The organism is Cellulomonas sp. (assembly GCF_015234515.1).
Classification (GTDB): domain Bacteria; phylum Actinomycetota; class Actinomycetes; order Actinomycetales; family Cellulomonadaceae; genus Cellulomonas.
Genome location: NZ_JADGMY010000023.1, coordinates 669,886 through 691,617, shown reverse-complemented (window position 1 = coordinate 691,617; position 21,732 = coordinate 669,886). Strand labels below are relative to the sequence as shown.

Genomic DNA, 21,732 nt, shown 5'->3' with positions numbered 1-21,732 from the left:
GAAACGCCTGCGCGAGGCCGCAGTCGGCGGGCATCATGATCGTCACTCCGGTGTCCGCCGCCGAGGGCCGGGCCGTGCCGGCAGTCCACCCGTGCCACGGCACCGCTACCAGCGAGGACCCCGTGAACCGTCGCCCCGTCATCCTGGGAACCGTCGTCGTGCTGGCCGTGCTCGGCCTCGCCCCTGCCGGAGCCGCTGCCGCGGCTCCGGCGCCGCCCACCCGGGTCTCGGCGATCACCGCCGAGCACGACGAGATGCGACTCGCGGACTCGCGGTGGGCCCACCACACACCGCCGAGCACACCGATCGCGGCGACACACCTCGCGACCTCGTCGGACGCCCTGCGACTGACGGCACCGGCGGGCGCGACCGCGGTCAGCAGGTTCGAGATCCGGGCGTCGGCCGGGGTGCCACGGCTCACCGTGGGACGTCACGCGGTGGGGTCCACGACGTCGACCGTGCAGCTGTCGCTCAGCGACGGCACGGACTGCTCAGCGGTCGGGGGCGAGATCGACGTGGTGGCCGTCGAGCACGACGACACCGGCCGGATCACGTCGCTGGCGGCGGAGTACAGCGTGACCTGCTCGACCCCCTTGGCCCGCTCCGGGTCGGTCCGGTGGAACAGCACCGTGCCGTACGCGTTCACCACGACGCCCGTCCGCGTCGACCCGGCCCCCCTGCCCTTGGGCCAGACCGTGCGGACGTCGGTCGACATCGTGAACTCGGGGACGGCGCCGCAGACCTACGGCCCGTCGTCCTTCCCGTGGGCCGTCCCCGCCGACTCGCCGCACGTCATCGAGAACGACGGGTGCGCGGGCACGACCCTCGCCCCCGGCGGGACCTGCCGCATCGATCTCGCGTTCACGCCGGACGAGGACCGGGGGGTCTTCCTCTCCTACCTCGAGACGCCCGATGCGACGCCCGGCCGCGCGGTGGCCTCGACCTACATCTACCTCGACGCGTGGCAGCCCGCGCAGCCCGTCCTGACCGCGACCAGGGCCAGGGGCGGCGTGGTGCTGACGACCACCTCGGACGCTCCGCTGTTCGACGTGGTGCGCGGCAGCTCGACCATCGCGTCCGGGGTCCCCCTGCCGTGGACCGACGTGTCCGCGACGCCCGGCCAGTACTACTCGTACGCGGTCGTCGCGCGGCAGCACGGCGCCACCAGCCGGCAGTCGAACCGGGTGCAGGCATCGGCATGGCCTGCGGCCGCAGGGTCGCAGGGCGAGTTCGTCGCCATGCAGCCTCTGCGGGTCCTCGACACCCGGACCGGGACCGGCGCCCGTCGCGGCACGGTGGGACCTGGCGACACGGTCACGCTCGAGCCGCTCGCGGGCACGCAGGTGCCTGCGGAGGGCGTCACGGCTGTCCTCCTCAACGTCACCGGCACGGGGGCGACCACGTCCACCCACGTGACCGCGTGGCCGTCAGGCACCGCGAAGCCCGGCACCTCGTCGCTGAACCTCGCGCAGGGACGCACCCGCGCCAACCAGGTCGTCGTCCCCGTCGGCGACGACGGCAGGGTCTCGCTCGCCAGCTACGCCGGCGACGTGCACCTCGTGGTCGACGTCCAGGGGTACTTCGCCTCCGCGTCCGGTGCCGAAGGCGGCGGCTACCACCCGACCGAGCCGACGCGCGTGCTCGACACCCGCCGTGCCCGGGACGGCGGACCGGCGGCCCCGCTGGCCGGGGGTGAGGTCGTCTGGGTGCCGGTGGCCGTGCCGGCCGACGCCGGCGTGGTGACGGCAGTCGACGTCAACATGACGGTCACCCAGCCTCTCGCCGGTGGGCACGTGACCGCCTGGTCGGGCGGTGGACCAGCGCCCGTCGTGTCGAACGCGAACTTCGCCGCGGGGCAGACGGTGGCGAACCACGCCGCCGTCCCCGTCTCCTACCGCTCCGGCGTCCCGGGCATCGCCGTGCGCAACGGGTCGGGCGGCACCGCCCACCTCGTCGTGGACCTGCAGGGCTGGTACGACGACGGCGCCCGCACGGACGGTCTGCGGTTCGAACCGTCGACCCCTCGGCGGTACCTGGACACGCGCTACGGCCCCGGTTCCGGCCCCACGCCCCTTCCCGGCACGACGCTCCGCGTCACAGGGCTGCCGCCCGCCGTCGCGCACGTCGTCAACGTCACGGCCACCGGCGGGTCGGGCTCCGGCCACCTCACGGCGTGGTCAGGTTCGGGCGATCTGCCGCCGACGTCGTCCGTCAACTTCGTCGCGGGGGAGAACGTCGCGAACCTCGCCGTCGTGCCCACCACCTCGGGTGAGGAGATCGCGGTGACCGTCGCCTACTCCGCGACGGGCGTCCTCGTCGACCACGTCGGCTACTACTACTGACGGACCGGGCCGGGGTCGTCGCCCGGCTGCATCGCCTCGACCACGCACGCCCTCGACGAGCGGGACACCTGTCCAACCGGTAGGAAGGTGCCCCATGGTGCGCGTCGGATTCCACAACTCACACGAGCAGGTCCACCCTTCCGCGCTGCTCGCGGCGACCCAGCTGGCGGAGCAGCGCGGGTTCGACGCCGCGATGTGCTCGGACCACTGGGCGCCGTGGCAGTCGTCGCAGGGGCACTCCGGGTTCGCCTGGACGTGGCTGGGGTCGGCCCTCGCGACGACGCGGCTGCCGTTCGGCGTCGTCAACGCGCCGGGGCAGCGGTACCACCCGGCGATCATCGCGCAGGCCGCGGCGACGCTGGCCGCGATGCACCCAGGGCGCTTCTGGGTGGCCCTGGGATCCGGCGAGAACATGAACGAGCACATCACCGGCGACGGGTGGCTGCCCAAGCCGGTCCGTGACGCCCGCCTGGTCGAGTGCGTCGCGATCATCCGCGCGCTGCTCGACGGTGAGGAGGTCACGCACGACGGCCTGGTGAAGGTCGACCGCGCCAAGCTGTGGACGCTCCCGGACGTGAAGCCGCTGCTCATCGGCCCGGCGGTGTCCGTCGCGACGGCCCGCAACCACGCCCGGTGGGCCGACGGCCTCGTCACCGTGAACCAACCGCCCGACAAGCTGCGTCAGGTCGTCGACGCGTACCGCGACGCGGGCGGCCGCGGCGAGATCTCCCTGCAGGTGCACGTGTCCTTCGCCCCCACCGACGCCGACGCGCTGCGCCTGGCGCGCGAGCAGTGGGCCGGCAACGCGATCGGCCCGCCGGTCGCGTGGGACCTGGACACCCCGGAGGCGTTCGACCAGATCGCCGACAAGGTCAGCGACGACCTGCTGCGCGGCTCGGTGCTCGTCGAGCACGACCCGCGGCGCCTCGCCGACCGGCTCGTCGAGCTCGCGCAGATCGGCTTCGACGCCGTCTACCTGCACCAGATCGCCACGGACGTCGTCCCCTCCGACGACAAGCACCCGGACGCCACCGACACGGCCACGCAGCCGTCGTCGTCGCTCGAGACGTTCGTCGACATGGCCGCCGAGCACGTGCTGCCCGCCCTGAAGGAGGTCCACGCGTGAGGATCCGCGACACCGGTGACCTGTGGTGGAAGTCCGCCGTCATCTACTGCCTCGACGTCGAGACCTACATGGACTGGAACGACGACGGCATCGGTGACCTGCCGGGCCTCGTCCAGCGCATCGACCACCTGGCCGAGCTGGGCGTGACGTGCCTGTGGCTCATGCCGTTCTACCCGACGGCCGACCGCGACGACGGCTACGACATCACCGACTACCTCGGCGTGGACCCGCGCCTCGGCGACGCGGGCGACCTCGTCGAGCTGGTCCGCACCGCCAACGACCGCGGCATCCGGGTCATCGCGGACCTCGTCGTCAACCACACGTCGGACCGGCACCCGTGGTTCAAGTCCGCCCGCCGGTCGAAGGACAGCCCCTACCGCGACTGGTACGTGTGGCGCCAGGACGCCCCGCCGGACACGTCGAAGGAGGTCGTCTTCCCCGACAAGGAGGACGGCATCTGGACGTACGACGAGCAGGCGGAGGCCTGGTACCGGCACCGGTTCTACAAGCACCAGCCGGACCTCAACACCGCGAACCCGCAGGTCCGCGACGCGATCGCGAAGACCGTGGGGTACTGGGCGCAGATGGGGCTGGACGGCTTCCGCGTGGACGCCGTGCCGTTCTTCCTCGCCGACACGGCGAAGACCGAGGGCGACGACATCGACCACCCGCACGAGTTCCTGCAGCAGCTGCGCGCGTTCCTCTCGCGGCGCACGGGCGACTCGATCCTCATGGGCGAGGTCAACCTGCCGTACGAGCAGCAGCGGCTGTTCTTCGGGGACCACTCGGGCGACGGGGAGGACGAGGGCAAGGAGCTGAACCTGCAGTTCGACTTCGTCCTCATGCAGCAGATGTACCTGGCCCTCGCCCGGCAGGACGCGGGCCCGATCGCCGCCACCCTGGAGTCCCGCCCGGAGATCCCGTCGGACGCGCAGTGGGCGACGTTCGTGCGCAACCACGACGAGCTGACGCTCGACAAGCTCTCCGACGACGAGCGCCAGGAGGTGTTCGAGGTGTTCGGGCCCGAGCCGGAGCACCAGCTCTTCGACCGCGGCCTGCGCCGCCGTCTGCCCCCGATGCTCGACGGCGACCCGCGCCGCGTGCGGATGGTCTACTCCCTGCTGTTCAGCCTGCCCGGCACGCCCGTGCTGTTCTACGGCGAGGAGATCGGCATGGGCGAGAACCTCGCGGCCGAGGGCCGCCTCGCCGTCCGCACGCCGATGCAGTGGACGTCGGGCAAGAACGGCGGGTTCTCGGCTGCCGCGGCCTCCCGGCTGGCCGGGCCCGTGACGGAGGGCGCGTACTCCCCCGCGCACGTCAACGTGTCCGACCAGCGCCGGGACCCTGACTCGCTGCTGAACTTCGTGCAGCAGCTCGCGCGGCGGTACCGCGAGTGCCCCGAGCTGGGGTGGACGAGCCGCGTCGAGATCCTCGACCAGCCGCACCCGGGCGTCCTCGCGCACCGCTCGAGCTGGCAGGACGCGTCGATGGTGGCGCTGCACAACCTCGGCTCCGAGGCCGTGCGGGTGCCGCTGCAGCTGCTGGACACCGACGAGGACTGGCGCCTCATCGACCTGCTGCAGGACGAGCAGCACACGCCGGACGCCAAGGGGCGGGTGGAGATCGAGCTCGACGGGTACGGCTACCGCTGGCTGCGCGTGGTCCAGCCGGGTTCCCGTCGCCTGCTGTGACACGGGGCCGGGGGCCGTCCGCTGAAGCGTTTCGGCCCTCGGCCGTCACAGCCAACCCTCAGGTACGTCGCGTACCGTGCCACAGTCCGTCCACCGATCCGGGGCGGTCTCCCACGATCCGGAGGACTCTGTCGTGCGACGTCCTACCCCCCGCACCGCGCTGCGCGCCGCCGCAGCAGCGCTGGCGCTCAGCCTCACCCTCGCCGCCTGCTCGGGCGACGACGCGAGCGACGACCCGACCACGCCGGTCGCCGAGGAGTCCGCCGCTCCCACCGGCGTCCCCACGCCGACCGCCGAGGACATCGCCGCGCTGGAGGCCGTGACCGTCGAGGGCGACCCCGGCGCCGAGCCCAAGGCCACCCTGCCCAGCACCCCGTTCATGGTGTCCGCGGCGGTCGCCCGCCTGCTCGACGAGGGCACGGGCGAGGAGATCGCCGACGGCGACATCATCGACCTGAACTCCGTGTGGATCAACGGCCAGGACGGCTCCACGGAGCTGTCGTCGTGGCAGAAGGGCGCCCCGGAGCAGGTCGTCGTGAGCGCGGCGGGCCTGTCCGCCGTGCTGAACGACATCCTCGTCGGCGGCAAGGTGGGCACGCGCTTCGTGTACGCCTTCCCGTCGGGCGAGGACATGACGAGCGTCGCGGTCGCCGAGGTCGTCGCCAAGCGCCCCGGTCGCGCCGACGGCACCGCGGTGGCCCCGGCCGAGGGCCTGCCCACGGTGACCCTCGCCGAGAACGGCGCGCCCACCCTCGAGCCGGCCTCCGGCGACGCGCCTGCCACGCTGACGGTGCAGCCGCTGATCGAGGGCACCGGCCCCGAGGTCGCCGCCGGCCAGACCGTGCTGGTGCACTACACCGGCTGGCTCTGGGACGGCTCGCAGTTCGACTCCTCGTGGGAGAGCGGCACGCCGTTCCCCGTCTCGAACATCGGTCAGGCCGCCGTCATCGCCGGCTGGAACGAGGGCCTGGTCGGCCAGAAGGTCGGCAGCCAGGTCATGCTCGTCGTCCCGCCGGACAAGGGCTACGGCGACGAGGAGAAGCCCGGCATCCCGCCCGGCTCCACGCTGGTGTTCGTCGTGGACATCCTCGCCGCGAGCTGACGCACCGCACCTGATCCACACCTGACGCACGGGCCGGACCCCCTCACGCACGATGAACGGGGTCCGGCCCGTCGTCGTCCCCGGTGCGCCGCACTGCGGCGCCCGCGGTCACCAGGGACCCTCGTCCTGCCGTCGGGGTGCGCCTCGTCCTACGCTGACCCGAAGATCACCTCCAGCGTGGGAGGGTCCACATGGACCAGGCATCGCCGTCCAGAGTCCGCACCGTCGCGCTGCTGGGCGCGTCGGGATCCGGCAAGACCACCCTCACCGAGGCCCTGCTGCTGCGCGCCGGGGCGATCCCCCGCGCCGGGCGGGTCGAGGACGGGACCACGGTCAGCGACCACGAGCCGGAGGAGATCGCCCGCGGCATCTCCCTCGGGCTCGGCGTCGCACCCTTCCGATGGCGCACCGGCGACGGCGAGACGTACGACGTCACGCTGCTGGACACCCCCGGGTTCCTGGACTTCGCCGGGGCGGTCGACGCGGCCCTGAGCGCGGCCGACCTGGCCGTGGTCGTGGTCAGCGCCGTCGACGGCGTCCAGGCCGGCACGCACCTGGCGTGGCGGGCGGCCGCCGACGCGGGCGTGCCGCGCGTCGTCGTCGTGACCAAGGAGGACAGGACGCGGGCGGACTTCCACCGGGTCCTGACCGAGCTGCGCGACGCGTTCGGTGACGTGATCGTCCCGCTCGAGCTGCCGTTCGGCGACGAGGCCGCGTTCACGGGCGTCGCCGACGTCCTGTCGGAGGAGGGCCACGGCTACGACGCGGACGGCAGCCACCACGCCGCACCCGTGCCACCAGGATTGGCCGCCGAGGAGCACCGCCTGCACGAGCAGGTCACCGAGGACATCGTCGCGCACGACGACGACCAGCTCGAGCGGTACCTGTCCGGGGACGTGCCGTCCGCGGCGGACCTCGGGCGGACCCTCGCGCAGGAGGTCTGCGCCGGTGAGGCCGTGCCCGTGCTCGTCGCGTCGGGGACGACGGGCGTCGGGGTCGACCGCCTCGCCGACCTGCTGTGCGAGCTGTGCCCCGCACCCGAGGGCCGGGCGCGGACCGTGCGCGCGGGCGACGTGGAGGTGCAGGTCGCGCCCGACCCGGCCGGGCCGGCGCTGCTGCACGCGTTCCGCACGACGGCCGACCCGTTCGTCGGGCAGGTCACGCTGTTCCGCGTGCTGTCGGGCACGGTGCGCGCGGGCGACCGGCTCGTCAACACCACGACCCGCACGGAGGAGCGGATCCCCGGGCTGTTCCGGCTGCGCGGCAAGGAGCACCTCCCGGTGGACGTCGTCGTCGCCGGCCAGGTGGCGGCGGTCGCCAAGCTCACCGGCACGCCGGCGGGCTCGCTGCTGGCGGCCAAGGGCACGCCCGGCACGTCGATGACGGCGCCGCCGCTGCCGGAGCGCCCCGGCGTCTACGCGCTCGTGCTCGACCCCGTCTCGCAGTCCGACGACGACCGCCTGTCCGCCGCGCTCGCCCGGCTCGTCGCCGAGGACCCGACGCTCACCGTCGAGCGTGCGGGCGACCGCACGGTGCTGCGCGGCCTGGGCGACACGCACCTGGCCGTCGCGCTGGAACGCCTGGCACGGGTGTTCGGCGTGCACGTGACCACCTCCCCCGTGCCCGTCGGGTACCGCGAGACCATCGCGCGGACGGTCGAGGCGGAGGGCAAGGTCAAGAAGCAGTCGGGCGGGCACGGGCAGTACGCGGTCGTGCAGCTGCGGGTCTCGCCGCTGCCCCCGGGGTCGGGGTTCGAGTTCGTCGACTCGGTCGTCGGCGGGGCCATCCCGCGGACGTACCTGCCGGCCGTCGAGCGCGGCGTGCGCGAGGCGATGGCCGCGGGCGGTCCGCACGGGTACCCGGTCGTGGACGTGCGCGTCGAGGTGTACGACGGCAGGTCGCACTCGGTGGACTCCTCGGACATGGCGTTCCGCACGGCGGCCGCCGTCGGCCTGAAGGAGGCGCTCGCGGCGGCGGGGACCGTCGTCCTCGAGCCGGTGTGCCGCGTGCACATCACCGTGCCGACGTCCGCGCAGGGCGACGTCATGAGCGACCTGTCCGCCCGGCGCGGGCGCATCACCGACACGGTGTCGCTCGATGGCGGCGAGGTCGTCGTCGAGGCGACCGTCCCGGAGGCCGAGCTGCGCCGCTACGTCCTGGAACTGCGCTCGCTCACGGGCGGCCGCGGCGGCCTGACCGTCCTGCCGGACCACTACGCCCCCTGCCCGGACCCCCTCAGCCCCGCCTGACCCGGCCCGTCGCCACCCGTCCCCCGGCCACCCGGCCCAGCCCGTCACCCGCCGAGCGCGGTACCTGACCGCCGAGCGCGGTAGCAACGAGTACCGCGCTCGAGGGTCAGGTACCGCGCTCGGTGGAGTGGGGGGCGTGGCGGGGCGGATGATGGGGACGTGGCGGAGATCGCGGAGCTGACGGCGGCGGTGCGGGAGTTCTCGCAGGAGCGGGACTGGGAGCAGTTCCACGACCCCAAGTCCCTGGTCCTGGCGCTGGTCGGCGAGGTCGGTGAGCTCGCCGAGCTGTTCCAGTGGGTGCCCGCGGCCGACGCGGTCGACCGGTTCGCCGCACCTGACCGGCGCGCGCGGGCAGCCGAGGAGATGGCCGACGTGCTCGTCTACCTGGTGAGGCTCGCGGACGTCCTGGGCGTCGACCTCGGTGCCGCGGCGCGCGCCAAGCTCGCCGACTCCCACCGCCGCTTCCCGGCAGCCGACCACCGCGGCGTCGCGCCCCACAAGCCCTGACGCCCACCCCCGCCGAGCGCGGCACTCGCCCGCCGAGCGCGGGTGGAACGAGTACCGCGCTCGGCTGGTGAGTGCCGCGCTCGGCGGCGTGGGGCGCGGGCGGTGGGCGGGGTGGGCGGTGGGCGGGGTGGGCGGTGGCGCGGTCAGTCGGCCGTCGCGATGGCGTCCAGGACCCGCAGGCGGGCCGCACGCCCACCCGGCCACACCGCCGCCAGCACGCCGACGACGAGCGCGAGCACCATCATCAGCGCGAGCCCGCCCCACGGGACGACGAGCCGGTCCAGGCCCTCCTCCGCGTAGACGCGCGGCAGCACCGACGCCAGCCCCACCCCGACGGCCAGGCCGACGAGCGTGCCGAAGACGGCCGTCAGGACGGACTCGACGGTGATCACCCCCGCGAGCTGCAGCCGCCCCAGGCCCACGGCCCGCAGCAGCCCGATCTCCCGGGTCCGCTCGATCACCGACAGCGCGAGCGTGTTGACGATGCCCAGCACCGCGATGACCAGCGACAGACCCAGCAGCGCGTACAGGATCACCAGGAGCTGGTCGACCTGCGCGGCCATCTGGTCGACGAACTGGTCGCGGTCCTGCACCGACACCACGACGTAGGGCGAGACCGCGGCCGTCACCGCCGTGCGCAGCTCGTCGTCGCCCACCCCGGGGGCGGCGTCGATGAACACGGTGTCGCTGGTCTGCGCGGGTCCCGGGGCGAGCTCGTCGAGCACGTCCTTGGTGACGAACACCGACCCCGACGTGACCCGCGTGTCGACGACCGCCGCCACCTCGAGCGTGCGTTCGCCCGCGGCCGTGCTGACGGTCAGCTCGTCCCCGACCGCCCAGCCCTCGCCGGCCATGGCCTGGTTGACCACCGCGTGGGTGTCGTCGAGGTCGGCGACGTCCCCGGCGAGCACCTCGACGACGAGCGCGTCGCCGAGCACGCCGGGGCGCAGACCCAGCACGGACGCACCGTCGGACGGCCCGGGGGCCACGCCCGGCTCCGGGGACACGCCGCCGAACGTGAAGGCCAGCGACTCGGCACGGCCCACCTCCGGCAGCGCGCTGACGTCCGCGAACGCGCCGTCAGGGATCGCGGACGTCGCCGAGCGCAGCACCAGGTCCGCGTCCGTCGAGCTCTCGACCACACGCACGAGCGAGGCCTGCCCGGTGGCGGCGATCACGGACACGGCACCGACGAGCGCCATGCCGATGATCAGCGCCCCGGCCGTCGACGCGGTCCGGCGGGGGTTGCGCACGACGTTGCCCTGCGCGAGGCGACCCAGCGGCGGCAGCGCGCGCACGAACGGCACGGCCAGCACGCGCAGCACGGCACGGGCCAGCGACGGTGACGCGACGAGCACGCCGACGAGGACGACTGCGGCACCGGCCCCGAGCGCCGGCTCGGCGCCCCGGGAATCGGGTCGCAGCGCGGCGAACAGCACGGCGGCGGCACCCAGCGCGACCAGCGCCGCACCGGCGAGCCCGCGCACGTGCAGCGACCGCTCGGGCACCGTGACCTCGCCCCGCATCGCCTCGACGGGCGCGACGAGCGCGGCCCGACGGGCCGGGACGGCCGCCGCGACGGCCGACACGACGGTGCCGAGCGCCAGGCACGTCACGACGCCCGTGGCCTCCAGCGGGATGTCACCGACGAGGTCCATGCCCATCGCCTCGAACACGACGCGCAGCATGCTCACGAGCCCGAGCCCGCCGACCACGCCCAGCGCGGACCCGACGAGGCCCACGACGGCGGCCTGCCCGACGACGACGCCGAACACCTGCGCGGGCGACGCCCCGACGGCGCGCAGCAGCGCGTACTCGCGCACCCGCTGCCGCACGGACATCGCGAAGGTGTTGGAGATGAGGAACCCGCCGACGAACAGCGAGACCACCGCGAAGATCAGCAGGAACGAGGTGACGAACCCGAGGGTCTGGTCGATGTCGCTGCGCAGCTCGGCGCGCCGCGAGTCGCCCGTGACGGCCTCGGCCCCGGCGGTGCCCGCGTCGTCCAGCGCGGCCGTGACGCGGTCGACGACGGTCTGCTCGTCGACGCCGTCCGCGGCATAGACCGAGATGCCGGGCACGGTCCCCTCGGCGGCGTACGCGGTCCTCGCCACGTCGACGGGCAGGTAGACGAGCGTCGCGCCCGCCAGAGGACCGCCCGCGTCGATCTCCCCGACCACGCTCACGTCGAGCACCTCGCCGGACACCACGACCTTGGTGCGGTCGCCCACGGCCAGCCCGGCCGACGCGAGCGTCGCCGACTCGACGGCGACCTCGTCGTCGGCCCGCGGCGCACGGCCCTCGACCAGGTCCAGCATGGGGTCGCTCTCGTGGAACGCGAGACCGAACGACGGGGCCTGGGTGGACTGCACCGCGGTGCCGTCGGCGCCGACGAGGACGATCGGACCGGCCAGGTCCGGCAGCGCGGCGTCCACGCCCTCGACGGCCGCCACCTCGTCCGCGAGGGCGAGCGGCACGGGCGTGCGCTGCCCGCCCAGCGTCAGGCCGCCACCGGTGCCACCGCCGGGCAGCACCGAGTCGCCCTGCACGTAGGCGTCCGCGGGCGCCTGCCCGTCGACGATGCCGTGGAACGTGTCGGACAGCATGGTGCGCAGCGCGAACGTGCCGGCGACGAACGCGACGCCGAGCGCCACGGCCAGCACGGACAGGGCGAACCGCACCGCGTGCGCGCGCACGCTGCGCAGCGTGACCCGCAGCATCAGCGGACCTCGGCAGGTGCAGCGGCTGCCGAGGCAGCGGCAGCCTGCGCGCGGCGCGTCAGCGCACCGAGCCGCTCGAGCACGGCGTCGGACGTGGGGTCCGCGAGCTCGTCGACGATGCGGCCGTCCGCGAGGAACAGGACACGGTCGGCGTACGACGCCGCGGTCGGGTCGTGCGTCACCATGACGACGGACTGCCCCAGCTCGTCGACGCTGTGCCGCAGGAACGAGAGCACCTCGTGCGCGGACGCGGAGTCCAGGTTGCCCGTCGGCTCGTCGGCGAACACCACGGCCGGGCGCGTGACGAGCGCCCGGGCGCAGGCCACGCGCTGCTGCTGCCCGCCGGACAGCTCGCCCGGCTTGTGGTTCAGGCGGTCGGTGAGGCCCACGGCCTGCACGACGGCGTCGAGGTGGGCGCGGTCGACCGGTCGGCGGGCGATGTCGAACGGCAGGGTGATGTTCTCGAGCGCGGTGAGCGTCGGGACCAGGTTGAACGCCTGGAAGACGAAGCCGATGCGGTCGCGGCGCAGCCGGGTCAGCTGGCGCTCCGACATGGCGGACACCTCCTCGCCGTCGACCACCACGGTGCCCGAGGTCGGGCGGTCGAGCCCGGCCAGGCAGTGCATGAGCGTCGACTTGCCGGACCCCGACGGGCCCATGGTGGCGGTCAGCCGCCCGCGCTCGATGTCGAGGTCGACACCCGCGAGGGCGTGGACGGCCGTGGGGCCGGAACCGTAGGTGCGCACCAGGCCGCGCGCGGTGGCGATGGGCCCGCCGGAGCGGGTGCTGTCGTTGAGGGTCACGAGTCGATCGTCCCGCGCGGACGAGGGGGGCGACATCCGGGCGCGCCCGGAGGCGACCCTGAACGTGGGCGGCTCACCACTCAGGGTGCCCCTGGGTGACGAAGGGCCTGGTCACGGGCCTTGGACCGGGGTTCCGCGCCCTGCGCCACGCGCCGGACCCCGGGGAGCCTGCGGGCGTGGATCCCGGGACGGACCGGGGGTCGCCCCGGATCCGCCGCGACCACCCGGGCCGCCAGGCTGGTCCCGACGGGGCCGCACCGGCGGCCCGCCGACCGGAGGTCCTCCCCATGCTCGCGCTCCAGCGCACCGCACGCGTCGTCGGCGCCGTCGTCCTCGGCGCGGGGCTCGCGTACGCGGCGCACCCGGCGCTGCTCACCGACCTGGCCCGCCCGCTGCTCGCCGCGGTGCTCGGGACCGGCGGCTGAGCCCGGCCTACGCTGGGTCGCATGGCCCGGTACTTCGACGTCCACCCGACGGACCCGCAGCCGCGCGCGATCTCGCAGGTCGTCGCGATGCTGCGCGACGACGCCGTGATCGCCTACCCGACGGACTCCATGTACGCGCTGGGGACCCGCCTGGACAACCACGACGGCGCGGACCGGATCCGGCGCATCCGGCACCTCGACGACCGGCACCACTTCACGCTCGTGTGCTGCGACTTCGCGCAGCTGGGGCAGCTGGTGCACCTCGACAACAGCGCGTTCCGCGCGATCAAGTCGGCGACACCCGGCCCGTACACGTTCATCCTGCTCGCGACGCCGGAGGTGCCGCGGCGCCTCGCGCACCCCAAGAAGCGGTCCGTCGGGGTGCGCATCCCCGACGACCCGGTGGCGCTGGCGATCCTGCGGGAGCTGGGCGAGCCGCTGCTGTCGTCGTCCCTGCTGATGCCGGGGCACGACTGGCCGATGACCGAGGGCTGGCAGATCAAGGAGGAGCTCGACGACGTGCTCGACGCGGTCGTCGACGCCGGGGACCGCGGCAGCGAGCCGACCACGGTCGTCGACTGGACGTCCGGTGCGCCCGAGGTCGTCCGCGAGGGCGCGGGCGACGCGTCGCGGTTCTGACGGGCGCGCCGTGAGCGGCCAGCCGGGCGACGTCCCCGCGTCGCCCGCGGACGTGGTGCGCGCGGCGGCCGCCGCGCCGGACCTGGCGGCCCTCGCCGCCGTCTCCACGACGTGCCGCGCGTGCCCCCGCCTCGTGGCGTGGCGCGAGGCCACCGCGGCCGACCCGCCGGCGCGGTACCGCGGGCAGACGTACTGGGCCCGCCCGGTGCCCGGGTTCGGCGACCCGGACGCGCGCGTCGTCGTCGTCGGGCTGGCCCCCGCGGCGCACGGCGCGAACCGCACGGGACGCATGTTCACGGGCGACCGGTCCGGGGACTTCCTGTTCGCCGCGATGCACCGCGTCGGCATGGCCTCGCAGCCCACGTCGACGTCCGCGGACGACGGCCTGACGCTGCACGGCGTGCGCGTGACGGCGCCCGTGCGGTGCGCTCCCCCGGCCAACGCGCCGACACCCGCGGAGCGCCGCACGTGCGGCCCGTGGCTGGCGCGCGAGCTCGAGCTCGTCGCGCCGCGCGTCGCCGTGGTGCTCGGCGGGTTCGGGTGGCAGGCGCTGCTGACGACGCTGGCCGAGCAGGACTGGGCGGTGCCGCGCCCGCGGCCGGTGTTCGGCCACGGCGCGGAGGTGACGCTGCGGCACGCCACGGAGCCGCGCGACCTGACGCTGCTCGGCTGCTACCACGTGAGCCAGCAGAACACCTTCACGGGACGGCTCACCCCGGCGATGCTCGACGCCGTGCTGCGCCGCGCCCGGCAGGTCGTCGGCTGACGCACGTCACCCGATCAGGGCACAACCTTTCCGGACACCGGGACGTCTTTCTCTCACAGGGGGGCGTCCGCCGGCCGGGCTCGCCCGGCCACGACGGCAGGGGGACAGGTGGGGGCGGTCACGAGACGGGCGGTGCCCGAGGACACCGAGGGGCTCGGCGGCGCGCCGTCCGGGTGGGCGGTCGCGGGTGTCCTCACCGGCCTGGTGGTGGCGGCGTCGATGGTCGGCCTGCTGCTGGTGCGCGCCCGGCACCGGCTCGACGGACGGCTCGACGGGTCGCCGTGGCTCGACCGGGTGCTGGAGTACGACGTCGACTGGTACCTCGGGTCGCTGCGGCGGCTCTCCGTGCACGTCACCGCAGGGCCGTGGGCCGGCGTCCTGGTGGGCGTGGCCGTGGTCGCCCTGGTGACCGCCGTGGTGGCGGTCGTAGTCAGGCGCCGGCGCGCGTGAGCGCCTCCGCGATCGGCACGTCGCCGGAGACCAGCTCCCACTGACGGCCGACCGTCGAGTCGTCGAGCAGGACGGCGGCCACCACCGCGGCGACGTCGGCACGCGGGATCTCGCCGCGCTCGACGTGCTCGCCGAGCGTCACGCGCCCCGTGCCCTCGTCGTCCGTCAGCCCGCCGGGACGCAGGATCGTCCAGTCGAGGTCGGTGCCGCGCAGCGCGTCGTCGGCGTCGCGCTTGGCGACGACGTACGCCGCCCACACGGCCGGCATGTCGTCCGTGATCGGCGCGTCGACCCCGATCGCGGACACCTGCACGAACCGGCGGACGCCCGCACGGCGCGCCCCCTCCTGCGACTTCAGCGACCCCTCGAGGTCGACGCTGCGCTTGCGGCCCGCGTTGCCGTCCGGGCCGGCACCGGCCGCGAAGACGACGGCGTCGGCACCCGCGAACGCGGTCGCGAAGTCCTGCTCGTCGGACTCCTCGATGTCCAGCAGCACGGGCTGCGCGCCGAGCGCCGCCAGCTCGTCGGCGTGCTCCGGCCGCCGGACCAGCGGCACCACCTCGTCGCCGCGCGCGACCAGCAGCGGCGCCAGCAGCCGCGCGACCTTGCCGTGGCCGCCCACGACGACGACGCGCATCAGGACCGCCCGCCGGTGACGAGGATGCGGTCACCGGTGACGTACGACGACTCCTGCGAGGCGAGGAACACGTAGGCCGGCGCGAGCTCGGCGGGCTGCCCCGCGCGGCCGAGCGGCGTGTCGGAGCCGAAGCTCTCGACCTTCTCGGCGTTCATCGTCGCCGGGATCAGCGGCGTCCAGATCGGGCCGGGGCACACCGCGTTGACGCGGATGCCGTCCTCGGCGAGCTGCTGCGCGAGGCCCTTCGAGAAGTTGTAGATCGCGGCCTTCGTCGACGCGTAGTCCAGCAGCGGCGGGCTGGGGTCGAACGCCTGGATCGACGAGGTGTTGATGATCGACGCACCCTTCCCCAGGTGCGGCAGCGCGGCCTGCGTGATCCAGAACATCGCGTAGACGTTGGTCTTGAGGACGCGGTCGAGCTGCTCCGTCGTGATGTCGGCGAGCCCGCCGGTCTGCGCCATCTGGTACGCGGCGTTGTTGACGAGGACGTCGAGACCGCCGAACGCGTCGACGACCTTGCCGGGCAGCGAGCGCGCGTGCTCCTCGTCACGGATGTCGCCGGGCAGCAGCAGGCCGCGCCGGCCCGCCCGCTCGATCCACGCGAGGGTCTCGCGCGCGTCGTCCTCCTCCTCGGGCAGGTAGGCGATGGCGACGTCCGCGCCCTCGCGGGCGAACGCGATCGCGACGGCGCGGCCGATGCCGGAGTCGCCGCCCGTGACGAGCGCGCGCCGGCCGTCAAGGCGCCCGGAGCCGCGGTACGACTCCTCGCCGTGGTCCGGCTCCTGCTGCATCTCGTCGGTGTGCCCCGGGTGCGCGATCTGCTCGGCGGACTGCGTCTCGGGGTCCGGGTGCTGGGTCGTGGGGTCCTGGGGTGTCGTCTGGTCTGCCATCCGTCCATCGTGGTGGGGACGGGCACGACCGGCATCCCGAGACGCCCGCCCGGCGCGGCGCCCGCCGCGCCGGGGCGGACGCGCGTCAGTCCTGCGCCGGCGCCTCGGAGATCTCCGCGAGCGCCGACCGGGGGTCGAGCTCGGCCGCCAGGTCGCCGATGCTGAGCACGCCGACCGCCTGACCGCCGTCGACGACCGGCACCCGGCGCACCGCCTGCTCGCGCATGATGCGCACGACGTCCGCGACGTCGTCGTCGGGCCCGACCGTCACCAGCTCGCCGGTCGCCAGCTGGCCGACGGGGGCGTCGAGGCCGATGCCCTGGGCGAGGCCCCGCACGACCAGGTCGCGGTCGGTGACGATGCCGACGACCGTGCCGTCCTCGGCGACGACGAGCGAGCCGAGGTCCTGCGCCGCCATCGTCTGCGCGACGGAGCGCAGCGTGTCGGTGACCTCGACGACCGTCGGGTGGGGCGTCATGAGCTCGGAGACCGTGCGGGTCATGTCCGTCCTCCTCGTGCTGGGTGTACGGGTCGGCGGGTGGCCTCCCGCGGGCGGCGGGGGACGCCGTCCGGCGTCCACGGTCCGTCACCGGGCGCCCGCTCGCATCTCGGGAACGGCGTCCTCGAGGGGACGCGCCGCCGTGCCGCGGCTCGCCGCCGGTGTCGGTGGGCCGCCGTAGCCTGCCGGTGTGATCCTGCTCGACGACGGCACCCTGACGTACTCCGCGAGCGACCTGACGTCCGCGGCCCAGTGCGAGCACGCCGTCCTGCGCGCGCTCGACGCGCGGCTCGGACGGGGACCCGCGGTGGACCCCGACGCCGACGTCGTCCTGGCGCGCGTGTCGCACCTCGGTGACGAGCACGAGCAACGCGTGCTGCGCGCGATGGTCGCTCGCTACGGCGTGTGGCAGCCGGGCGTGCACGGTGGCCTCGCGCAGGTGCCGGCGACGCGCGACCCGGCCTCGCGCGCCCACCTCGAGGCCGCGCACGCGGCGACGCTGGACCGGCTCGCGTCAGCACAGGTCGTGCACCAGGCCGCGTTCTTCGACGGACGCTTCGTCGGACGGGCCGACTTCGTGGTGCGCGAGGACGACGGCACGTGGTCCGTGCGTGACGCCAAGCTCGCGCGCAACGCCCAGCCGACGGCGCTGCTGCAGGTCGCCGCGTACGCGGACCAGCTCGCCCGTGCCGGGCTGCCCGTGGCCCGGCAGGTGCAGCTCGTCCTGGGTGACGGCGTGGTCACGCGGCACGCCGTGGCCGACCTCGTGCCGGTGTACCTGGACCGGCGCGCACGGCTGCAGCTGATGCTGGACACCCACCGCGCGCAGGACGGCCCGGTCGCCTGGGGTGACGATCGGTGGTCGGCGTGCGGGCGCTGCTCGGTGTGCACGGCCGAGCTGGAGGTGCGGCGCGACGTCACGCTCGTCGCCGGTGTCTACGAGCGGCAGCGGGCGGCGCTGGTGGCGGCCGGAATCACGACGATCGACGCGCTGGCGGCCGCGCCCGACGGCCTCGAGGTCGAGGGCCTGAGCCCTGCGGTCGTCGAGAAGGCCCAGCTCCAGGCGCGGCTGCAGGTCGAGCAGGAGGCTCGCAACGCCGATCCCACGCACCCGACGGACGTCCCGTGGGCCGTGACGCACCCCGAGAGGATCGCCGAGCTGCTGCCGCCGGCCGACCCCGGCGACATCTTCTTCGACTTCGAGGGCGATCCCCTGTGGTACGACGCCGCGTTGGCCGGCGAGCCGGACGCGGGGGGGCTGGAGTACCTGTTCGGCGTCGTGGAGAACCCGCCGTCGCCGGACGCCGAAGCGCCGTTCGTCGCCTTCTGGGCGCACGACCGCGCCGCCGAGCGCGTGGCGCTGCGCGACTTCCTCGCCTACCTCGCCGAGCGCCGCACCCGGTTCCCCGGCATGCACGTGTACCACTACGCCGCGTACGAGAAGTCGACGCTGCGGCGGCTCGCCGGGCGGCACGGCGAGGGCGAGGCGCAGGTCGACGCGCTGCTGCGCGAGGGCCTGCTGGTCGACCTGTACGCCGCGGTCAAGGCGGGTGTGCGCACCGGGCAGCGGTCGTACTCGCTGAAGAAGCTCGAGCCGCTGTACATGGCCACCGGCCGTGGGGAGGGCGTCACGAACGCCGCCGACTCGATCGTCGAGTACGCCGAGGCCGTCGCGGCCCGCGACGCCGGCCGGATCGACGACTGGAACGAGCGCATCAAGGCCATCGAGGTCTACAACCACTACGACTGCGACTCCACGCTGGGTCTGCGCGACTGGCTGCTCGCGCGGCTCGCGGAGGCCGGGGTCGCGCCGTCCCGACCCGTCGTGCTCGACCCCGAGGCCGAGGCGCGGGCAGCCGAGCTCGGCGCACCCGACCCGCTCGAGGACGAGCTGCTCGCGATCGCCGGGCCGGGCCCGGGTGAGGGCGTCGTACGGACACCGGGGCGGCAGGCCGTCGCCCTGGTGGGCGCGGCGCTGCGCTACCACCAGCGCGAGGACAAGCCGTACTGGTGGGGCCACTTCGACCGGCTCGCCGCGCACCCCTCGGACTGGACCGAGCGACGCAACGTGCTGCTGGCGGACCGGCCGGGCTCCGTCGAGGTCGTGACGGACTGGCACGTCCCGCCGGGCAAGAAGGTCGAGCGGCGGGTGCTGCGCATGACCGGGCGTCTCGAGCCCGGCAGCGACCTGCGGCCCGGGGCGCAGGCCGTCGGCCTGTACGACCCGCCCCTGCCGGAGTGCGTGAAGACGTCCGTGGACGGCCCGCGCGGCTGGTGCGAGCGCATGACGGTGCTCGACGTGACGGCCGAGCTCGGTGGTGTCAGGCCGCGCGACGTGCTGCTGGTCGAGGAGACCCGACCGCGGGGCTCGGCGCCGTTTGGCGAGGTGCCGATGGCCCTGGCACCCGCCGGACCGATCGCCACCGGTCCCCTGCGCACCGCGATCCGCGGGCTCGCCGAGCGCGTGCTCGACGCGGTGTCGCGGGATGGAGTGCCGGTGGACGCGGTCTCGACGGACGCGGTGTCGACGGACGCGGTCGACGTCGCACTCCCCCGCGCCGCCGTGCTCGACCTGGCCCGGCGCCGACCGCCGCGCACCCGCTCGGGCCGGCCGCTGCCCACGGGCGACGACCTCGTGGACGTCCTCACGCGCGCCGTGCTCGACCTCGACGACTCCTACCTCGCGGTCCAGGGGCCGCCCGGGACGGGCAAGACCTACACGGGCGCCCGGGTGATCGCGGCGCTCGTCGCGCGCGGGTGGCGCGTCGGGGTCGTCGCGCAGTCGCACGCGGTGGTCGAGAACATGCTGCGCGGTGTCGCGGGCGCGGGTGTGCCGTCCGACGCGATCGCGAAGAAGGCCCCCGCCTCGTCCGACGGCCGCTCCGCCGACCCCGGGGCGCCGTGGACGTGGGTCCCCGACGCCGGCTTCGGCGCGTTCTGGACCGCGCACCCCGGCGGGTCGCCGGGCACGGGCGCGGTGCTCGGCGGCACGGCGTGGGACCTGGTCAACGCCAAGCGGCTGCCGTCCGCGCCGCTCGACCTGCTGGTCGTCGACGAGGCGGGGCAGTTCGCGCTCGCGAACACGTTCGCCGTGGCGGGATCGGCCCGCAACCTGCTGCTCCTGGGCGACCCGCAGCAGCTGCCGCAGGTCAGCCAGGGCACGCACCCCGAGCCGGTCGACCGCAGCGCGCTGGGGTGGCTCACCGACGGGCACGACACCCTGCCCTCCGACCTCGGCTACTTCCTGCCCGTGAGCCACCGCATGCACCCCGCGCTGTGCGGGGCGGTCTCGGCGCTCGCCTACGAGGACCGGCTGGTCTCGGCGACCCGCGCGGCGGCACGCTCGCTGGACGGTGTGCCGCCCGGGGTGCACGGCGTGCTCGTCGAGCACCACGGCAACGCGGTGTCGTCCGCCGAGGAGGCCGACGTGGTCGTGCGGTTCGTCCGGGACCTCGTGGGACGCACGTGGCGCGACCCGCACGCGGCACCGGCGGAGCGTCCGCTGACGCCCGAGGACGTGCTGGTCGTCGCCGCCTACAACGCCCAGGTGTGGACCGTGCGCCAGGCCCTCGACGCCGCCGGGTTCACGGGCACGCGCGTGGGGACCGTCGACCGGTTCCAGGGTCAGGAGGCGCCCGTGGTGCTCGTCACCACGGCGGCGTCCTCCCCCGACCAGGTCCCCCGCGGCCTGGACTTCCTGCTCGACCGCAACCGGCTGAACGTCGCGGTGTCCCGCGGGCAGTGGGCGGCGTTCGTCGTCCGCTCGGCGCACCTGACGCGGACGCTGCCGCGCCGGCCGGAGTCGCTCGAGCGGCTGGGCGCGTTCGTCGGCCTGACCACCCGCTCGGTCGTGGAGCCGCCCGCGGGGCCGTAACGTCGGGCCCGGGCGGTGCGCGAGCAGGCGGGCGCACGGCAGAGGCACGGACGGGACTCTCGGAGGAACGATGGGCGTGGACGAGGAGTTCGAGCGGGTGCGCACGGCGCTGCGCGTCGAGGAGCAGGCGCTCGCGCGGGAGTTCGAGCAGATCGACCAGGAGGCGCGAGCCGCCGTGGACGCGAGCGTCGCGCAGGTGCGCGAGCAGCTCGCGACGCAGGCGGATCGCATCCGCGAGGCGATCGCGCAGCAGCGCGAGGAGGTCGCGGCCCACAGCGAGGAGCTCCGCGCGGAGGTCGAGGGTGACGGGGAGGACCTGACCGGGCCGCCCGCGGGCGCCGACGAGGCGACGGACGTGACGGACGGTCCCGAGGCCGTCGACGGGTCCGGCGAGCCGGACGCGGCGGACGAGCCGCACGCGGCGGACGAGACCCACCCGGCGCACGAGCAGGACCCGACCGGCGACCCGCACTCGCTCCAGCAGTCGGACGGCACGAGCGTCGAGCAGGTCACCCACGGCGGTGACGAGTCCGACGAGCGGATCGGCGACGTCGAGCGCGGCGACTGACGACAGGGCGGCGGGCCACGCGACGTCGGCCCCGATCCGTCAGGTCGACGCCGCCGGCCCGGGGCAGCCGGGGCGGCCGCGGCAGCCGGGGCAGCCGGGGCAGCCGGGGCGCAGAATGGCCGTGGGCGCCGACCCTCGGCTCCGCAACACGGATGGAGGACCCCATGGGTCTCGACGACCTCGTGAAGAAGGCGACGGGCGCGCTCGACGGCCGCGAGGAGCAGGCCAAGGACGCACTCGACAAGGCGGCCGGTGCGGTCAAGGCGCGCACCGACACGGGCACGGACGCGACCGTCGACAAGGTCGTCGACGCCGCCAAGGACTACCTGGACAAGCAGAAGAAGGCCTGACCCGCACCACCTCCCGCCCAGCGCGGCACTCCACCGCCCAGCGCGGCACACCACCGCCGAGCGCGGCACTCGTTGGTGCCGCGCTCGCGCGCGA

18 protein-coding genes are annotated in these 21,732 nt (G+C 74.8%); 13 read left to right on the top strand and 5 right to left on the bottom strand.

The genetic code is table 11. The annotated features are described in order from the left end of the window. The first annotated feature begins 122 nt into the window (after nucleotides 1-122). The 6 genes from IR158_RS12095 (at nucleotide 123) to IR158_RS12070 (ending at nucleotide 9,017) form a co-directional block, all read left to right on the top strand. Nucleotides 123-2,342, top strand: a complete 2,220-nt coding sequence (locus tag IR158_RS12095) for a hypothetical protein (RefSeq protein WP_291813321.1) — start codon at nucleotides 123-125, stop codon at nucleotides 2,340-2,342. 94 nt (nucleotides 2,343-2,436) lie between these two features. Then, entirely contained in the window at nucleotides 2,437-3,468 is a 1,032-nt protein-coding gene (locus IR158_RS12090; RefSeq protein WP_291813320.1) for a TIGR03885 family FMN-dependent LLM class oxidoreductase, read from the top strand. After that, nucleotides 3,465-5,159: an alpha-amylase family protein gene (locus IR158_RS12085; protein WP_291813318.1), complete on the top strand. Its 1,695-nt coding sequence runs from the start codon at nucleotides 3,465-3,467 to the stop codon at nucleotides 5,157-5,159. The genes IR158_RS12090 and IR158_RS12085 overlap by 4 nt, the downstream gene beginning before the upstream one ends. 133 nt (nucleotides 5,160-5,292) lie before the next feature. Further along, on the top strand, nucleotides 5,293-6,261 hold the full coding sequence (locus IR158_RS12080; protein ID WP_291813316.1) for an FKBP-type peptidyl-prolyl cis-trans isomerase: 969 nt from the start codon (nucleotides 5,293-5,295) through the stop codon (nucleotides 6,259-6,261). 191 nt (nucleotides 6,262-6,452) lie between these two features. Then, nucleotides 6,453-8,510 carry an elongation factor G gene (locus tag IR158_RS12075; RefSeq protein ID WP_291813314.1) on the top strand — a complete coding sequence of 686 codons (2,058 nt, stop codon included), beginning with the start codon at nucleotides 6,453-6,455 and terminating at the stop codon, nucleotides 8,508-8,510. 159 nt (nucleotides 8,511-8,669) lie between these two features. Then, entirely contained in the window at nucleotides 8,670-9,017 is a 348-nt protein-coding gene (locus tag IR158_RS12070; RefSeq protein ID WP_291813312.1) for a nucleotide pyrophosphohydrolase, read from the top strand. Nucleotides 9,018-9,160: 143 nt separating this feature from the next. Here the strand turns inward: IR158_RS12070 and IR158_RS12065 are convergent, their stop codons facing one another. Continuing rightward, entirely contained in the window at nucleotides 9,161-11,737 is a 2,577-nt protein-coding gene (locus IR158_RS12065) for an ABC transporter permease (RefSeq protein WP_291813311.1), read from the bottom strand. Next, nucleotides 11,737-12,540, bottom strand: coding sequence for an ABC transporter ATP-binding protein (locus tag IR158_RS12060; RefSeq protein WP_291813309.1), 804 nt, complete (start codon nucleotides 12,538-12,540; stop codon nucleotides 11,737-11,739). The genes IR158_RS12065 and IR158_RS12060 overlap by 1 nt, the downstream gene beginning before the upstream one ends. A 287-nt stretch (nucleotides 12,541-12,827) precedes the next feature. Here IR158_RS12060 and IR158_RS12055 point away from each other — a divergent pair, with 287 nt between their 5' ends. The 4 genes from IR158_RS12055 (at nucleotide 12,828) to IR158_RS12040 (ending at nucleotide 14,820) form a co-directional block, all read left to right on the top strand. Then, nucleotides 12,828-12,965, top strand: a complete 138-nt coding sequence (locus tag IR158_RS12055) for a hypothetical protein (RefSeq protein ID WP_291813307.1) — start codon at nucleotides 12,828-12,830, stop codon at nucleotides 12,963-12,965. A gap of 21 nt (nucleotides 12,966-12,986) precedes the next feature. Further along, the gene (locus IR158_RS12050; protein ID WP_291813305.1) at nucleotides 12,987-13,604 is read left to right on the top strand and encodes an L-threonylcarbamoyladenylate synthase; all 618 of its coding nucleotides are present in this window, start codon (nucleotides 12,987-12,989) and stop codon (nucleotides 13,602-13,604) included. Between the two features lie 10 nt (nucleotides 13,605-13,614). After that, the gene (locus IR158_RS12045) at nucleotides 13,615-14,370 is read left to right on the top strand and encodes a uracil-DNA glycosylase (protein WP_291813303.1); all 756 of its coding nucleotides are present in this window, start codon (nucleotides 13,615-13,617) and stop codon (nucleotides 14,368-14,370) included. A 132-nt stretch (nucleotides 14,371-14,502) separates the two neighbouring features. Beyond that, nucleotides 14,503-14,820: a hypothetical protein gene (locus IR158_RS12040; RefSeq protein ID WP_291813301.1), complete on the top strand. Its 318-nt coding sequence runs from the start codon at nucleotides 14,503-14,505 to the stop codon at nucleotides 14,818-14,820. Here IR158_RS12040 and IR158_RS12035 read toward each other — a convergent pair. The 3 genes from IR158_RS12035 to IR158_RS12025 form a co-directional block, all read right to left on the bottom strand. Continuing rightward, nucleotides 14,801-15,457: an NAD(P)-binding oxidoreductase gene (locus IR158_RS12035; protein WP_291813299.1), complete on the bottom strand. Its 657-nt coding sequence runs from the start codon at nucleotides 15,455-15,457 to the stop codon at nucleotides 14,801-14,803. The two genes, IR158_RS12040 and IR158_RS12035, sit on opposite strands and share 20 nt — an antisense overlap. After that, nucleotides 15,457-16,347: an SDR family oxidoreductase gene (locus IR158_RS12030; protein ID WP_291813298.1), complete on the bottom strand. Its 891-nt coding sequence runs from the start codon at nucleotides 16,345-16,347 to the stop codon at nucleotides 15,457-15,459. Before IR158_RS12030 ends, IR158_RS12035 begins: the two co-directional genes overlap by 1 nt. A gap of 85 nt (nucleotides 16,348-16,432) precedes the next feature. Further along, nucleotides 16,433-16,849 carry a CBS domain-containing protein gene (locus IR158_RS12025; RefSeq protein ID WP_291813296.1) on the bottom strand — a complete coding sequence of 139 codons (417 nt, stop codon included), beginning with the start codon at nucleotides 16,847-16,849 and terminating at the stop codon, nucleotides 16,433-16,435. Between the two features lie 187 nt (nucleotides 16,850-17,036). Between IR158_RS12025 and IR158_RS12020 the strand changes: the two genes are divergently transcribed. From IR158_RS12020 to IR158_RS12010, 3 genes are all read left to right on the top strand, one after another. After that, a complete protein-coding gene (locus IR158_RS12020) occupies nucleotides 17,037-20,720 on the top strand; it encodes a TM0106 family RecB-like putative nuclease (RefSeq protein WP_291813294.1) in 3,684 nt (1,227 codons plus the stop codon). Between the two features lie 70 nt (nucleotides 20,721-20,790). Further along, on the top strand, nucleotides 20,791-21,288 hold the full coding sequence (locus IR158_RS12015; protein ID WP_291813292.1) for a hypothetical protein: 498 nt from the start codon (nucleotides 20,791-20,793) through the stop codon (nucleotides 21,286-21,288). A gap of 164 nt (nucleotides 21,289-21,452) precedes the next feature. Then, entirely contained in the window at nucleotides 21,453-21,638 is a 186-nt protein-coding gene (locus IR158_RS12010) for an Rv0909 family putative TA system antitoxin (protein ID WP_291813290.1), read from the top strand. Nucleotides 21,639-21,732 lie beyond the last annotated feature (94 nt).